A 16,035-nucleotide genomic window follows, 5' to 3' on the forward strand; every position below is an offset into this window, starting at 1 on the left:
CTTTTATTCATAGCCTGAGAAGGTTATCAGGTCAATGCGCCTTAGTGACGTTCTTGTTATTAACTAACAAAATGTAGCGGTTTTTTATGATAAAAACTAGTCAGAACGCAGTTGTTTTTTCACTAAATGATATATTTTTCTTAGAAAACTAAGAACTGTTAAAACTTTGTTACTTATGGAAAAAATATAGTTTGTACTTATTGTTTTCAGCTGGCACGTTCACTTGTCCGAATTCTTCAGCAATTGTGTCTGCATAGGGGAGGTTTCTGTTAGCAACGATTTGCCAAACCCCTTTATTTGACAGGCTGTTAGCGCTTGATTTTACGAAGTCTTTAGCAATTTGTGTGGTTGCCGCTAAACCGTCATGGAAGGGCGGGTTTGAGATGATGCCATCAAATTTACCAGATATTTGTTTAAACCCATCTGAAGCATATACATTGGCTTTCATGTCATTTGCCTCAAGTGTCAGCTCGCAAGCTTTTAATGCCATGGCATTAATATCGATACAATCAATATTAAGACTCGGATTAGCCTTTAGCATCGCCGCACTAATAACGCCAGCGCCACAACCAAAGTCGAGTACTCTGCCTGTGAGCTCGGGTAGGTGTAATAACAATAGCTCTGTGCCTTGATCAAGTTTCTTTTCGCTAAACACGCCCACTAAATTGCAGATTGTGATATTACCTTGAGGTGTGGCCAACTGATATTGACTCACCCAGTCATTAATATTCAGCTTAGGCGCTGCTTGTATAAGTTCAGCGACAAACAATAAACAATGACGAGCATTATCGCGTTTTAATGCGGTTGAATAATAGTATGGTAGTAATTTAGCCAGAGACTTTACGCCGCCTTTGTTTTCCCCAATGACAATGAGTGTACCGCCAACATTAAGGTGCTTGGCAGCCAACTGGAAAAGGTATGGCGCGAGAGCTTTTGCTTTTGGGAAGTAAATCACCACAGTATCAAAAGTTTGTAACTGAGCATCTACAGGGACGTCATGGCCAAAATAACAGTGCAGATTTGCTTTTGTCTGTTTTGCTATTGTTTGATGATGATTAAAATCTAAGGCTAATGCAGTCACTGAGCTAGCAGTATCCAGCAATTCAACAGCTAAGGCATCTGCTTCATGATTTAGAATCAGTACATTCTGGTTTTCGACAAATTGAATGTTTCGTAGCAGAACTTGAGAAGTGTTGGTGAGCACAGAATCGACCTTAATAAATTAACCCAATAGTTATTGGCGAATTATAGCAAATAAGTCGTGCAGTGTTTATCTCTAAACTCACTGAAAATGAGCAACGTCAGTACAACTCAATAGTGTGCTTCTTGATGCAAAACTTGTAAATGGTGAGCAAATAAAAAGAGCAACTCATCGATTTAATGGGTTGCTCTTAATGTCAGTGCTAATTTGATTAAAAGTCTAATTAAGTGCTTGTTTAGTTTGAGGTTTGCGGTAATAAGCTCATCATTTTAGTTGCGATTTCAGTGTTATCTTGATGACCACTGAATAAACGCGAACCAGGCCCTGCAGCAAATACTTGTACATCTGATGCAGTATGTCCCACTGAAGTCCAGCCAGTGTTAGTACGTAAATCAATAATGGTCATGATTGACTTAGTCAGCTGCTTTTGACCTTGCATTCTCGCTGTATCTAAAGTGCTAAGTTCTTGCTCAGAAGCTTCGAAGCCGACAAATTTATTAAAACTGGCTTGCCAATCATCAGTGCCGATAAGCTGCTCTGCAATCTTGTTTGGTGAAGCGTTAATGTTATGCAGTATCTCTGGTTTCCAAGCATATTCACCATTAGCACCAATCGATAAACCCCCGGTATTATGATCGGCTGTAACGACCATTAGGGTATCTTGGCTTTCACGTACAAATTGCTCTACCACTTCAATTGCGTTAGCAAACTCGTCCATCTCGCCCATTGCAGTCGCAATGTCATTGGAGTGTCCTGCCCAATCAATCAGGCTGCCTTCAACAATTAACACAAAGCCTTGTTCATTTTGAGATAATAACTGCAAAGACTTTTTGGTTAATGTACTGAGTTTGTAGCCTTGGTTATCGTCAATGACCCAAGGCAATTGCACTTCAGCAAATAGACCAAGGACTTTAGGTTGATAAATGTTTTCAAGCTCTGAAAATTCAGTAATGTGTTGGTAGCCTTTGTTAGTAAATTGCTTGAGTAAGCTATCAGAGAAATATTTTTGCCCGCCGCCCAATATGACATCTGCATCTGAATCTAAATAAGCTTCAGCTATTTCAACATAGTTTCTGCGGTGCTCGTTATGTGCGAAAAATGCCGCAGGCGTGGCGTGGTTCACTTGGCTAGTGACGGCAAGGCCGGTTGATAAACCGCGCTCTTTTGCCATCTCCATTATCGATTTGAGAGGACGCTTCTCTACATCAACAGAAATCGCGCCATTATAGGTTTTAAAACCAGTGGCAAGTGCTGTGGCCGAAGCCGCTGAGTCGGTGACATAGCCACTTACAGAAGCTGGATAGGTACTTGCCATACCAACCAACAAACGGTCGAAGACTGTTTGTTCTATTTCTTCTGTTTCAGGGTTATCTTTGAAATAACGATAGGCCGTTGTATAAGCGGGTCCCATGCCATCACCAATCATAATAACCATGTTTTTAGGTTTAGATGGTGCTGTTGATACTCTTACTTGTTTGCTGGCGATATTGGTAATAGGCGCCACGATATCAGCAGGTAATGTGGTTGGGTCGACTTCGTTATCTACTTTTTTCGCCGCATTGTCAGATGCTTTGATAATTGAAGTGTCCGATACACTAGAGACGTGCACTTGGATCTGTGATGCAGTTTGTTCAGCTTTAGTATCAGCTTTTGCTAGTAATTGTTCGTTAGCAAATGTGCTATTAGAAAAGCACAGGGTTATCCCGAGTATTAAGCTCAGTGTTGTTCTTATTAACATGGTAAATCCTGAAAAACTATCGTGTTCAAAACTTAAAGCACCAGCCTATCAGCAATGTTAATAGGCTGGATACAGATTAAGCTTGTTTATTAACTCGTACTTCAATGGCATCCATCAACATGCCAGTAATGTCGACATCAAATGCGGCTTCAATTTCTTTAATACAAGTGGGGCTAGTGACGTTAATTTCGGTGAGTTTGTCGCCAATCACGTCTAAACCGACAAAAATAAGCCCACGTTTTTTGAGCTCAGGACCTAATGTACGAGCGATATGGAAATCACTTTCTGATAAAGGTTGTGGTACACCGCTTCCGCCAGCTGCTAAGTTGCCGCGAGTTTCGCCTTTCATTGGAATACGCGCTAATGAATAAGGCACGGGTTCACCATCAACCACTAAAATGCGTTTATCACCTTGTTTAATTTCAGGGATAAAACCTTGCGCCATTGCATAGCGTGTGCCGTGTTCGGTTAAGGTTTCTAAAATCACCCCAATATTCGGATCATCCTGTTTGACGCGAAAAATTGAAGCGCCGCCCATTCCATCAAGCGGCTTAAGAATGATATCGCCTTGTTCAGCTAAGAAATCACGGATACGTTTAGCATCGCGCGTGACAACGGCTTCTGGGGTAAATTCTGGGAACCAAGCAGTAAATAGCTTTTCATTAGCATCGCGAAGGCTTTGCGGCTTATTGACGATCAAAACGCCTTCTTCTTCAGCGCGTTCAAGCATATAAGTGGCATAGATAAATTCAGTATCAAAAGGCGGATCTTTACGCATTAAAATGACGTCTAAATCAGCAAGTGGTGTGTCGATGCTTTCACCTAATTCAAACCACTTGTCGGCGTTATTTTCAACTGTTAACGAACGCATTTTGGCCATTGCCTTACCATTTACCATGGCAAGATCTTGCATTTCCATATAATACAGTTGGTAACCGCGTGACTGAGCAGCCATTAACATGGCAAAGCTAGAGTCTTTTTTAATGTTAATGTCGCTGATTGGATCCATTACTATGCCGAGCTTGATCATACTTTTATCCTTATTTTCTCAATGCTTATATCATTGATTAACCGATATCACCGAATCTTAGTTGCAAAGCGGTAATCGCAGTTAGTGAAGCTGTTTCTGTTCGTAACACTCGTGGGCCAAGTAATACGTCTGTAAAGAGGTGCGTTTCTGTCATGGCGATCTCTTCTTCTGATAGACCGCCTTCTGGGCCAATTAATAACCGCACTTTGTTATTTTTTAATGATAAACCATTAATACCATGTGCTGCCCGAGGGTGCAGGTTCAACTTTACTGCATCTGTTTGCTCTGCACACCATTGGCTTAAAGTCATTGCAGGTCTGACTGTAGGCACAAAACTGCGCCCTGATTGTTCGCAGGCACTGATGACAATTTTTTGCCACTGATTGATTTTCTTTTCTAGGCGCTCGCCACTGAGTTTGACGCCACATCGATCAGAAAACAGCGGTGTAATCGTGGTAACACCTAATTCAACTGATTTTTGAATGGTGAAGTCCATTCTGTCACCTCGAGAAATTACCTGACCTAAATGCAAATTCAGAGGAGATTCAGATTCGTTAGCTGTTTGTTCGATAATCTCAACGGTGACGTTTTTCTTATTCGCGCTGACAATGGTTGCAAGATAATCATAGCCATCACCACAGAACAGGCTAATGTTGTCACCTTCATTCATGCGTAACACTCGGCCGATATGTGCAGCACCATCTTCGTCTAGTTTTACTTGCTGATTAACAGTAAGTTCATTGATAGGTTGATAAATTCTTGGGACGCGCATAGTAGATCCTTAATCAATGAGGCCGAGATTCTGACATTGTTTTAAAACAAAACTATTATGATTGCCTTGGTTTTTTGCAATAAGTTGCTCCCGTAGACATTCTACTTGATCAACTGGATAAGTTTTATTCCATGCTTCAAATAAGCGTTTTTGGCTGGAAGAAATAGATAATCCATAGTCTTGTTGCATATAAAAATATGTTCGAGCAATGGCGCCGCGACTTTGCTTTGGCGGCTGAGCCTTACGACCTTTAAAGTCGACTACCATAGCACACTGGCCGTATTGAGTGGCTTGTCCATTCCATTCGCTAAATCGGTAGTTACTTCTATCGCCGTTCACTTCACCGACAGCAGGGGTTAGGTTGTGCAAGTCAGATTCCATTTTTTTAAATTGGCTACTGGTTCTGCCACAATTCTTACGCCCACCATCTTGCCAACATTGCAGCTGATGACCAAATTCCCACGCCGAGACCACATGTTCCCATTCAATTCTATTGGCTCTTGGGATTTGCTTACGGACTTGATAGCCGCAACTGTCTAAATCTGGTTTCCATTGTTTACCAACGACATTGATATCACAACCACAATAGAAGCTCGTCATAGGCAAAGAAGTACTATAAATTTTTTGAGCGACTTTTTTAGCACTTCTAAAACTAGTGGGGTGCTTTGCTGCTTGCGCGCTATAACTTGTGATAATGACAGCAAGAAAGATAAACAGCAGTGTTGGCAGTTGATATATTTTGTTTGTTTTATGGTACGACACAATAAACCCTAACTTCATTAATACGGCACAATTGATACGGGTTGGTATCAGTTGATATTTGCGAAGGATGGTAAGGGATTGGTACCTGTGATGCAATCAGATTAACTAATCAAATAAGCTATTTATTATGCTTTTGCTGCGAGCACTTGCGAGCAGTTTTTACAGCGATACTGGGTTTGATTGCGCAATACTTTATTGTGGCGTTTAATTGATAACTGCACTGGTCCACATGCACAATAATACTCGAACTGTTTACCTGCCACAGACTGGGTATTAAGTTGATGAGTGGTGTGTGCTGGGACGTTATAAACTTGGTGCATGATGCGCTGCCATTCAACGCCATGGGGCTTTACTCGCCCAAATAATTGATAACTTAACAGATGGCTAATTTCATGTGGCACGACTTGTTCAATAAATTCCGTACTGTTTTCTTCAAGTAACACAGGATTAAAGCGTAATTTATTCAGCTGTAAATGTGCTGTACCTGCACTTTTTCCTCTTAAGGTAAATTGAACAATGGGTCTTGGGAATTGACGCCCGAGAATTGCCTCTGCCTGTTGGTAATCAGCTTCAATCTTTTTAAGTACAGTTTGTTGAACTTCAGTTTTAGGTAGGCAGCTTTTAGCTATAGAGCGGGTATGGGATGAACCCACACTGCTTGCTTTGGTAGAAGAGAGCTTTGTTGGGCGACTAAACAAGGTTTTGAACATAGAAGCTGGCTTGTACCTGACTAAAATAATCGTGGTTCATGAATGTATAATCACAATACATTGTTATGGAGAGTGGTACCCAACAATGGTGATATCAGTGAGTATATCTTGTGGAGCTGGATTGCTGCAATCCGGTTGCAGCAAATCCATTTATAGCATTGATTATTCAGCTGCTGCCAGTTTTACCATTTCAACGATTTGCTCAACGATAGCCCATTCAGTATCTGCATCATAGCCGCTGACTCTCGGGGTATGAATGTGACCTACTGGAATATCACGGTTAAATTGTTGTTTGAGTAAGATACTGCGGTATGAAATCTCATTTGATAAATAACCACCACCTGAACCTTCTACCGAGGTTTCATTTGCCAATTCATAAATTGATTTCGCATTAAACTGTCCACGGCTGATAGTAGTGACTTGATGATTATCATTCACCTGCCATTGGCCTTCTGCTTTTTGCATGGCGCTTACAGGTAAGGAAAACTCAACAAACTCTGGACCATTTAATGTGCCACCATTAAAAAACGGCGCTTTAGGTGCTGCTTTGTTCGCGCCAGTATAAACATTTAAGTTATCTGGGGCTGCTGCACTTCTGCCGCGAGCCGGAAAGCGTTCAATATCAAAGTCATCGCGTCCCATACTCACAGTGAAAATCATATCGATGCTGTTATCGCGATACATTGGTGTGAGTAATGATTCGATAATGCCGTTATCAAAGTCGGCAAATCTGACTGGGATCATCACGGTTTCAATTTGTGCTTGCTGTCCATTAACATCAAACGTCATACCGTCGAGTGCTAATGCTGTTAAGCCTGATGGATTGCTTTGGGTGATGTCTTTATCTAAAAAGAAAGGATCAAAACCTGTCAGTAAAATTTTGATGCGAGTTTCTGGTTTAAAGTGAATATCGCTTAAACCACGAGAAGACTTTTCAAATGCCTTAACAAGGATGTCTCGTTGCCAAGGGACGATGTTATAGCCTGTATCAGCGGTTTTTAAGGTTTGGCGCATTGCCAACCGGCTCCAGTAAAGCGCGCGGTCATCGTAGTTGCCCGCTTTTACATCTGCGACAGCTTGTTGCCATAATTTTGTACCTTGCGAGGCAACCATTTGGGTAATGGCTAACTCATCAGTTGAGGCACTAAGCTGGCTATCTAATTGACTATTTAAATTATCAAAACGGTTCGCCACATCCGCCATAACATCCATCACTTTAGGTAAACGTAATTCTTCAACGTCTAGGTTTGCAGCATCATTTCTGGCATAACTGGCTGCTGACGTTAACAGTGCTGCAGCAACTAAGGTGCTGATGATTAAGGGCTTGAACATGGCTATTCCTTTAGGATGTCTTTTCGTTGTTATGGTTTAATTTACCACGGCTTTCATACTAATTCATTATTGATTGCAAAGACTCTTGGCTACTATATCGTTTGGCAAAAAAGTCTAGAAAGGCACTAATATTATTGGCTAATTGCTTACGGCTTGAATAGACGCCATAAACTTTAAATGATTCCATTGGCCATTCTTGTAATATCGGCACTAGGCTGCCTGCAGCAAGCTCTTGCTTACAACTGTTATTTGATAACATCGCAATGCCAAAGTCATCTTGTGCTAAGCGTTTGACCATACTGGCACTGTTCACTCTCACTTTACGTTGAAAGCTTGCCATGGTCTTGCGACTACCTTTACCCACAGGCCAAATTGGCGCGGATAAACTGGTGCCTAATAATATGCCGCTGTGTTGTGCCAACTCTTGTGGGGTAGCAGGGGTGCCTGATTTTTTGAGATATCCGGGACTTGCGACTAAAATAGGTTGACGTTCAAATAGCAGTTTAGCCACTAAGTCAGAAGATTCTAGTGGACCATATTTAATGGCGATGTCATATCCTTCACCGACTAAGCCAACGTTACTGTCGGTAAATTGAACGTCCAGTTCGATATTAGGGTAAAGGCGCATAAAGCTACTGCATAAGTTAGCGATCACTTCTTGGGAGAATGAGACTGGTATGGCCACTCGTAGTGAACCTGAAATATCACTATGGGTATTTTCAATAATGGCTTTGGCAGCATCGATTTCTTGACTGATAGAATCACAGTGTTGAAAGAATAACGAACCGACTTGAGTGAGACTTAAATTACGGGTGTCACGTTGCAGTAACCGCACGCCTAGCTGCTCTTCTAGCTGAGCAACCTTGCGACTAATGGTTGATTTTGGTTGTCCGATGTCTCGGGCTGCTTGTGAAAAACCTTTTGCTCTAACTACTGCTGCAAACAGCATCATACCGTTTAAATCAGGCACCTTAGCCTCACTGTCTCAAAAATGGAACAAAGCGTCTCCGATAGTTTAATGGTAATTTGACAGGGAACAAAGTTATATTTACCGTCTAAAAATTTTAGAGGCTATATAAGCAGAGGATCTTTTGATGACTAGCAAAAAGCAGCCCGTAAACAAGACAACAGCTCAAGCGGCTGATCCGCTATTTTTACAAGCGGAACATTTAGCTAAAGATTTTTCATTATTTCCTGCTCATAGCAAGCAATCTTTGGCCGAAGAAATTAAAGGATTGTTATCTGAAGATGCAATTCAATCAAACTTAAAAGAGTTAGCGACATTAGATGTCGATACCTACGTGACGAAAGTCATTCAGCCAACTCAAGACAAGAATCGTCCAAGCGCAAAGCGTGTTATTGCTGATCTTAAAGGTAAGATGATTAGCGAAACTCACCTTGGGGCATTCTACAGTGCTGAAATCGAATTAAATTTTGGTTCTCGTACTCGCCGTGTTGGTTTTATTGCTCAAGAAAGAACCACAGGTAATGGCGCGTGGATGCCTGAGCATCACTTAGCTGCGTGTAAAGCTATTCGTCACTTCTCTGAACTATCAATGCCAATCGTTTACTTAATTGATACTCCTGGTGCCGATGCGGGCGAAGTGGCTAACAGTCAAAACCAAGCACATACCATTTCTAAAGCGATTGCTGAAAGTGCCAACGTTGACGTACCTACTGTGGGTATCGTTATCGGTGCTGGTTACTCAGGTGGCGCAATTCCATTAGCTGCTGCGAATATCTTACTTTCATTACGCGATGGTATTTTCAATACTATTCAGCCTCAAGGTTTGCAATCAATTGCACGTAAGTACAACTTATCTTGGCAAGAATGTGCCAAATCAGTAGGTGTTTCGCCTGAAGAGTTACTTACTGCTGGTTGTATTGATGGCATCGTAGATTTCTCTCCTTACGATAAAGATGAGCGTCAGCATAATCTTCGCCGCGCTATTATCAGTAGTATTGAAGCTGTTGAGACTGCTGCAATTAATTTTGTACGTGAATCAGCCGATTTACGTGAACATTACGACCGTAGTTTGTCGCGTTACTTAGACCCATCTAAGAATCTTGTAGCGCTTGAAAACAACCAAGGTTTAGCTGTCGCTAGTAGCCCAACAATGCACCACAATCTATTTGGTAGTGCATACCGTTATTTACGTTACCTGACACTGCGTAGCCGTATTCACTCAATTTCTGTTGAACAGTACGGTCGCTTGTCTAAAGTGAGTGTGCCAGAAGGGGACTTACTTGAACGTATCCAGCAAGAGCAAGACAGTGTCTTCCAAGCTTGGTTATCAACACCTGATAAGCTGGTTTACGATGAAGAACTGAATAAGCTTTGGGGCACGTTCGATAGTAAGCGTAATGAAATCTCTACTGAGCGTAACGTGATTACACGTTTCATTTTAGGTGAACCAAAAGAGAACTATAAAAAAGCCCGTAAGGCATTATTGTTCAACATTGGTTGGTCTTTATACCATCGCTGGAAGAGTAACGCAGCCAACAACTTTAAGGGGTTAATTAAACACCTTGAGTCATTACCTGCATCTAAAACGCAAGCACCTTGGCCAGAATTAAACCAGTTAACAGTACTGGATATTGTGGTTAACGATGAGCTGCGTGAAGATTTCATTTGGCAATGTCATAACGTACTTATCTTTAATGCGTTATACGACAATGTGGTTCAGAACTTAGCGTCGATTTCGAAAGAAGCGATGATGTCTAAGAGTCTTTCTCGTGAGTCAGTTGATAAGCTACTACATACCTCTATCGATATTGCACTTTCAAAAAATGATGACGCAAACGATAAAGCTAAGTTCTATAAATGGCTTAAATTCTTCATGGACCAATCTAACCGTGCAGAATTACTGACCCGTGTAGAGCAATGGAAGAGCGTTGGTAATCCACAATTAAACGACAGCTTATTCGTTATCTTGACGTATTTCTTTGAGCGTTTATTACCTGAATACTTTGACAGTGAAGAAGACCAAAGCAAATACACAGGTGCAATTAACCCTGTGCGTATTGGTCGTCGTAAAGATTTCTGGAACCGCCTCACCATGGGCTACCAAGATCTATTAATCCAAAAAGTACTTCGCGACGAAAAGCGCCAAGGAAAAATGGGTTGGGAGAATGTTATTGGTAAGTTCTTCACTGAATTTGAAGAGTTAAATGGCGACAAAATGTCGGCTAACTTACTTAACTTCCCAGGTTTCCGTTTATCAATTGAAGATGCATTAGACAAAGGCATTCGCCCATGTGGTTTGATTACCGGTGTCGCTGACTTTGAGCATGGTGATAACAAACATCGCGTTGGTGTTGCTGTATCAAATATTGCTTTCCAAGCGGGTGCATTCGATATGGCCAGTGCTGAAAAATTCAGCGCGCTATTGATTGAATGTGCTAAACGTAAATTGCCAGTGGTGTGTTTCATCAGTTCTGGTGGTATGCAAACCAAAGAAGGTGCAGCTGCACTATTCTCAATGGCTGTGGTTAATGACCGTATCACTCGTTTTGTTCGTGATAACGAGTTACCAGTGTTGATGTTCGGTTTTGGTGATTGTACCGGTGGTGCACAAGCAAGTTTTGTTACCCATCCATTAGTGCAAACTTATTACCTATCTGGCACCAACATGCCATTTGCTGGCCAAATGGTAGTACCTGCTTACTTACCGTCTACAGCAACGCTATCGAACTACTTGTCGAAAGTACCTGGTGCAATGACTGGTTTGGTTCACAATCCGTTCAGCGATACGTTAGATAGCCATTTATCAAGCATTGACCCATTAATGCCGCTACCTAATTTACATGCCAATGAAATCATTGCTAAAGCACTATCAAGCTTAGTGCCTGAAGTGAAAGCAATAGAAGAAAAGATTGTTCAAGACGACCCTCGTGAGCTAATGAAGCCAATCGATAAAGTCTTAGTACATGCTCGTGGTTGTACAGCGGTTAAATTGATCCGTAAAGCACACGATAACAAGATTAATGTTGTGTTAGTGGCATCAGATCCTGATATGACTTCAGTCCCTGCTGACATGCTTAAAGTAAACGATAAGCTAGTCTGTATTGGTGGTAATACATCTGACGAAAGTTACTTGAATGCCTACTCTGTATTGAAAGTCGCTGACTACGAAAACGTTGATGCGCTTCACCCTGGTATTGGTTTCTTATCAGAAAGCCCACAGTTTGCGGCTCTATGTGTTAACAATGGCGTTAACTTTGTTGGCCCAAGCGTGCATTCAATGACGACGATGGGTAACAAATCAAATGCGATTAAGACTTCACAGGACCAAAATGTACCGGTAGTACCTGGTTCACACGGTATTTTGACTAACGCTGAGCAAGCGGTGAACGTTGCACTTGAAATTGGTTACCCAGTGTTGCTTAAAGCGGTACAAGGTGGTGGCGGTAAAGGTATTCAGGTTGTCACTAAGCCTGAAGACATGATTGGTTTATTCCAAAAGACCTCTACAGAAGCCGCAGCAGCCTTTGGTAATGGCGATTTATACTTAGAGAAGTATGTAACGTCTCTGCGTCACATCGAAGTACAGTTATTACGTGATAAATTTGGTAACACCAAAGTATTGGGTATTCGTGACTGTTCAGTGCAACGTAACAACCAGAAAGTGATTGAAGAGTCTGGTTCTACAATGTTGCCTGAAGAGCTTAAGCAGCGTGTACTTGAGTATACTCGTGCTTTAGGCGATGCGACTGATTACATGGGTGCAGGTACGGTTGAATTTATTTACAACCTTGATGCTAACGAAGTGTACTTCATGGAAATGAACACACGTCTTCAAGTAGAGCATCCAGTAACGGAAGCGACATCAGGAATCGATATTGTAAGTGCGCAGTTTGATATTGCTGCGGGCCGTTCAATTGAAGACCTACAACCTGTTGATCAAGGTTACGCCATGGAAGTGCGCGTAACAGCTGAAAAAGCAGCACTTGATAGTGAAGGTGTACTGCAGTTATTACCTAACCCAGGAATGATCACTGAATGTGTTATGCCTGAACGTGATGACATTGAAATCATTTCTATTGCTGAGACTGGCAAAGAAGTATCGCCTTACTACGATAGCTTAATTGCACAAATCATTATTCGCGGCGAATCACGTGAAGATGTTGTCACTAAGATGTCTGAGTATCTTGATAATGTCGTGATTAAAGGTATCGCAACCAATATTCCATTATTGAAGCTGATTCTTAAAGATGCGACGTTCAATGAAGGTGTATACGATACTAACTACTTGCCGCGCTTAATGGCTGAGTTAGATGTGCCTGCACTAGTTGCTGAAATGGAAGCCGCTGCTGAAACGGTCGGTTTAGATACTGAATCACTGCGTGTTGCTGAAAGTAATGAGCTTAAAGTATTAGCACAAGGTGCGGGTATCTTCTATACCTCACCAGCACCAGGTGAGCCAGACTTTGTTAAAGAAGGTGACATTGTTACTGTGGATCAGAATTTAGCGCTTACAGAAGCGATGAAGATGTTCTCGCAAGTAACTCTAGCTGGATTTAACCGTCAAAACGCTGTGCTGTACCCTGAAAATCAGAAATACCGAATTGAGCGTATTCTGAATGGTAATGGCCAGCAGGTTTCTCAAGGCGATTTATTGTTTGTTATTTTACCTATTGATGGTGAGTAACAATCAATTTGCGTGATAGCAATGCTATTACGCTAACAAAATTGCTTAACTAAATCCTCAGTTGAAAAACTGGGGATTTTTTATCGCTATGCAAGATTGAACACGACACAAATTAACGCAATTAAGATTGAATGAATTGATACAAATTCGCTTTTTTGTTGCCGATTGCAGAAAAAATGTCTTGCTCAACCTAATCGTCATAAAAAATACACGATTTGGGACGGAAAAATTAAGTTGTTTGAAAAATAAACAATAACTTTTATTTTATTGTTTTATTTAGGAATAATGAAATTAAAGGCAATTTTTTTTTGCAAAATGTGATAAATTTTGCAAGTCCTATTTGCGCATTTGAAGGTTCCCACTTACAATATGCGCCTAAAATAACCAGATGTGCGGTGTGTTAAGCTTTTTTCATACTCCGTGTACCTCTTAACTAATCATTAAAGTTGAATCATGACCGAATTATCCAAATACAGAAACATTGGTATCTTCGCTCACGTTGACGCGGGTAAAACCACGACCACCGAGCGTATCCTTAAGCTAACCGGTAAGATCCACAAGATCGGTGAAGTGCATGATGGTGAATCTACTACTGACTTCATGGAACAGGAAGCTGAGCGCGGTATTACCATTCAGTCAGCAGCAGTAAGCTGTTTCTGGAATGACCACCGTTTTAACGTTATCGACACTCCAGGCCACGTTGACTTCACTGTTGAAGTATATCGTTCGCTTAAAGTTCTTGATGGTGGTGTTGGTGTATTCTGTGGTTCTGGTGGTGTTGAGCCTCAGTCAGAAACTAACTGGCGCTATGCTAACGAATCAGAAGTAGCTCGTATCATCTTCGTAAACAAATTAGACCGTATGGGTGCTGATTTCTTACGCGTTGTTAAGCAAACTCAAGATGTTCTTGCAGCTAACCCATTAGTTATGGTTTTACCGATTGGTATCGAAGATGAGTTTACAGGTGTTGTTGACCTATTAACTCGTAAAGCTTGGATATGGGATGAAACTGGTGAAGCTGAAAACTACAAGATCGAAGACGTTCCAGCTGACATGGTTGACATGGTAGAAGAATACCGTGAAATGTTAATCGAAACTGCTGTTGAGCAAGACGACGATCTAATGGAAGCTTACATGGAAGGCGAAGAGCCATCTATGGAAGACATCAAGCGTTGTATCCGCACGGGTACTCGTGATATGTCATTCTTCCCTACATACTGTGGTTCTGCTTTCAAAAACAAAGGTATGCAGCTTCTTCTTGATGCTGTTGTTGACTACCTACCTAACCCAGTTGAAGTTGATCCTCAGCCTCTTACTGATGAAGAAGGTAACGAAACAGGCGAGCACGCTTTAGTTTCTGTTGACGAGCCATTCAAAGCTTTAGCATTCAAAATCATGGATGACCGTTTCGGTGCACTTACTTTCGTACGTATTTACTCAGGTAAAATCAAGAAAGGTGACACCATCCTTAACTCGTTTACAGGTAAAACTGAACGTGTTGGTCGTATGGTTGAGATGCAAGCTGATGAGCGTAACGAATTAGATTCAGCGCAAGCTGGTGATATTATCGCTATCGTTGGTATGAAGAATGTTCAAACTGGTCACACTTTATGTGATGTTAAACATCCTTGTACTCTTGAAGCAATGGTATTCCCAGAGCCAGTTATCTCTATCGCTGTAGCACCTAAAGATAAAGGTGGTTCAGAGAAAATGGGTATCGCTATCGGTAAAATGATTGCAGAAGATCCATCTTTCCGCGTAGAAACTGATGAAGATTCAGGCGAAACCATCCTTAAAGGTATGGGTGAGCTTCACTTAGACATTAAAGTAGACATCCTTAAGCGTACTTACGGTGTTGACTTAATCGTTGGTGAACCTCAAGTTGCTTACCGTGAAACTATTACTCGTGAAATCGAAGATAGCTACACGCATAAGAAACAGTCTGGTGGTTCTGGTCAGTTTGGTAAAATTGACTACATCATCCGTCCAGGTGAGCAAAACACTGGTTTCACTTTCAGCTCTAAAGTTGTTGGTGGTAACGTACCGAAAGAATTCTGGCCTGCAGTTGAGAAAGGTTTCGCATCATTGATGGGAACTGGTACTGTTGCTGGTTTCCCAGTATTAGATGTTGAATTAGAACTTTTAGATGGTGCTTTCCACGCAGTTGATTCGTCAGCTATCGCGTTCGAAATTGCTGCTAAAGGCGCATTCCGTCAGTCTATGCCTAAAGCCGGTGCACAACTTCTTGAGCCTATCATGAACGTTGATGTATTCAGCCCAGATGATAACGTCGGTGACGTTATTGGTGACCTTAACCGTCGCCGTGGTATGATCAAAGACCAAATGGCTGGTGTTACTGGTGTTCGTATTAAAGCTGACGTACCGTTATCAGAAATGTTCGGTTACATCGGTTCACTACGTACTATGACATCAGGTCGTGGCCAATTCTCTATGGAATTCGCTCACTACTCACCATGTCCAAACAGTGTTTCTGAAAAAGTAATTGCTGAAGTTAAAGAACGTGAAGCTAATAAGTAATTATTAACTAAACTCTTTAATTAAAAAACCGCTGCCTTTGCAGCGGTTTTTTTATGGGGCATTTTCAAACTTAGGTTCAAATAAGTACTTAACTTTGTATTAAATAAGAAGGTGAGAGAATAAATTAACTTCATTTATATATTCTTTAGAATCATGCCTTTCGACAAAAGTCATTAATAGACAATGTCAGCATTTAGTAGAAAACTGCGGTTGCTAGCTTGAATCGTCTATTCTGAAATCAGTTGTTGCAAGCTGTAGTTTAAGAGCATTGAGATAAGGCTTTAATCACTGGTTGACTGTG

At 41.4% G+C, this 16,035-nt stretch carries 10 protein-coding genes; 2 read left to right on the forward strand and 8 right to left on the reverse strand.

The window, feature by feature from the left end; all coding sequences use genetic code 11:
* Nucleotides 1–169 precede the first annotated feature (169 nt).
* The 8 genes from LMH66_RS03275 to LMH66_RS03310 form a co-directional block, all read right to left on the reverse strand.
* Nucleotides 170–1,204 carry a methyltransferase gene (locus LMH66_RS03275; protein WP_229368522.1) on the reverse strand — a complete coding sequence of 345 codons (1,035 nt, stop codon included), beginning with the start codon at nucleotides 1,202–1,204 and terminating at the stop codon, nucleotides 170–172.
* Nucleotides 1,205–1,436: 232 nt separating this feature from the next.
* Complete coding sequence (locus tag LMH66_RS03280; RefSeq protein ID WP_229368523.1) at nucleotides 1,437–2,939, reverse strand: alkaline phosphatase; 1,503 nt, start codon at nucleotides 2,937–2,939, stop codon at nucleotides 1,437–1,439.
* Nucleotides 2,940–3,015: 76 nt separating this feature from the next.
* The gene (gene gshB, locus LMH66_RS03285) at nucleotides 3,016–3,969 is read right to left on the reverse strand and encodes a glutathione synthase (RefSeq protein ID WP_229368524.1); all 954 of its coding nucleotides are present in this window, start codon (nucleotides 3,967–3,969) and stop codon (nucleotides 3,016–3,018) included.
* A gap of 37 nt (nucleotides 3,970–4,006) precedes the next feature.
* Nucleotides 4,007–4,741, reverse strand: a complete 735-nt coding sequence (rsmE, locus tag LMH66_RS03290) for a 16S rRNA (uracil(1498)-N(3))-methyltransferase (protein ID WP_229368525.1) — start codon at nucleotides 4,739–4,741, stop codon at nucleotides 4,007–4,009.
* A gap of 9 nt (nucleotides 4,742–4,750) precedes the next feature.
* Nucleotides 4,751–5,461 carry an endonuclease gene (locus LMH66_RS03295; protein ID WP_229368575.1) on the reverse strand — a complete coding sequence of 237 codons (711 nt, stop codon included), beginning with the start codon at nucleotides 5,459–5,461 and terminating at the stop codon, nucleotides 4,751–4,753.
* Nucleotides 5,462–5,628: 167 nt separating this feature from the next.
* Nucleotides 5,629–6,213 carry a SprT family zinc-dependent metalloprotease gene (locus LMH66_RS03300; protein WP_229368526.1) on the reverse strand — a complete coding sequence of 195 codons (585 nt, stop codon included), beginning with the start codon at nucleotides 6,211–6,213 and terminating at the stop codon, nucleotides 5,629–5,631.
* A gap of 162 nt (nucleotides 6,214–6,375) precedes the next feature.
* The gene (locus tag LMH66_RS03305; RefSeq protein ID WP_229368527.1) at nucleotides 6,376–7,545 is read right to left on the reverse strand and encodes a hypothetical protein; all 1,170 of its coding nucleotides are present in this window, start codon (nucleotides 7,543–7,545) and stop codon (nucleotides 6,376–6,378) included.
* Nucleotides 7,546–7,603: 58 nt separating this feature from the next.
* Nucleotides 7,604–8,515 carry a LysR family transcriptional regulator gene (locus tag LMH66_RS03310; RefSeq protein ID WP_102526567.1) on the reverse strand — a complete coding sequence of 304 codons (912 nt, stop codon included), beginning with the start codon at nucleotides 8,513–8,515 and terminating at the stop codon, nucleotides 7,604–7,606.
* A 124-nt stretch (nucleotides 8,516–8,639) separates the two neighbouring features.
* Here LMH66_RS03310 and LMH66_RS03315 point away from each other — a divergent pair, with 124 nt between their 5' ends.
* Together LMH66_RS03315 and fusA are read left to right on the forward strand one after the other, a co-directional pair.
* Nucleotides 8,640–13,196, forward strand: coding sequence for a biotin carboxylase N-terminal domain-containing protein (locus tag LMH66_RS03315; RefSeq protein WP_102526566.1), 4,557 nt, complete (start codon nucleotides 8,640–8,642; stop codon nucleotides 13,194–13,196).
* Nucleotides 13,197–13,649: 453 nt separating this feature from the next.
* Nucleotides 13,650–15,734 carry an elongation factor G gene (gene fusA / locus LMH66_RS03320; RefSeq protein ID WP_229368528.1) on the forward strand — a complete coding sequence of 695 codons (2,085 nt, stop codon included), beginning with the start codon at nucleotides 13,650–13,652 and terminating at the stop codon, nucleotides 15,732–15,734.
* Nucleotides 15,735–16,035 lie beyond the last annotated feature (301 nt).

This window comes from Shewanella sp. 10N.7 (assembly GCF_020806285.1).
GTDB classification, from domain to species: Bacteria; Pseudomonadota; Gammaproteobacteria; order Enterobacterales; family Shewanellaceae; genus Shewanella; species Shewanella electrodiphila.

Coding starts and splice junctions, on each gene's coding strand:
- LMH66_RS03300 (WP_229368526.1), bottom strand. CDS start 6,213: ATGTTCAAAACCTTGTTTAGTCGCCCAACAAAGCTCTCTTCTACCAAA.
- fusA (WP_229368528.1), top strand. CDS start 13,650: ATGACCGAATTATCCAAATACAGAAACATTGGTATCTTCGCTCACGTT.
- rsmE (WP_229368525.1), bottom strand. CDS start 4,741: ATGCGCGTCCCAAGAATTTATCAACCTATCAATGAACTTACTGTTAAT.
- LMH66_RS03280 (WP_229368523.1), bottom strand. CDS start 2,939: ATGTTAATAAGAACAACACTGAGCTTAATACTCGGGATAACCCTGTGC.
- LMH66_RS03315 (WP_102526566.1), top strand. CDS start 8,640: ATGACTAGCAAAAAGCAGCCCGTAAACAAGACAACAGCTCAAGCGGCT.
- gshB (WP_229368524.1), bottom strand. CDS start 3,969: ATGATCAAGCTCGGCATAGTAATGGATCCAATCAGCGACATTAACATT.
- LMH66_RS03305 (WP_229368527.1), bottom strand. CDS start 7,545: ATGTTCAAGCCCTTAATCATCAGCACCTTAGTTGCTGCAGCACTGTTA.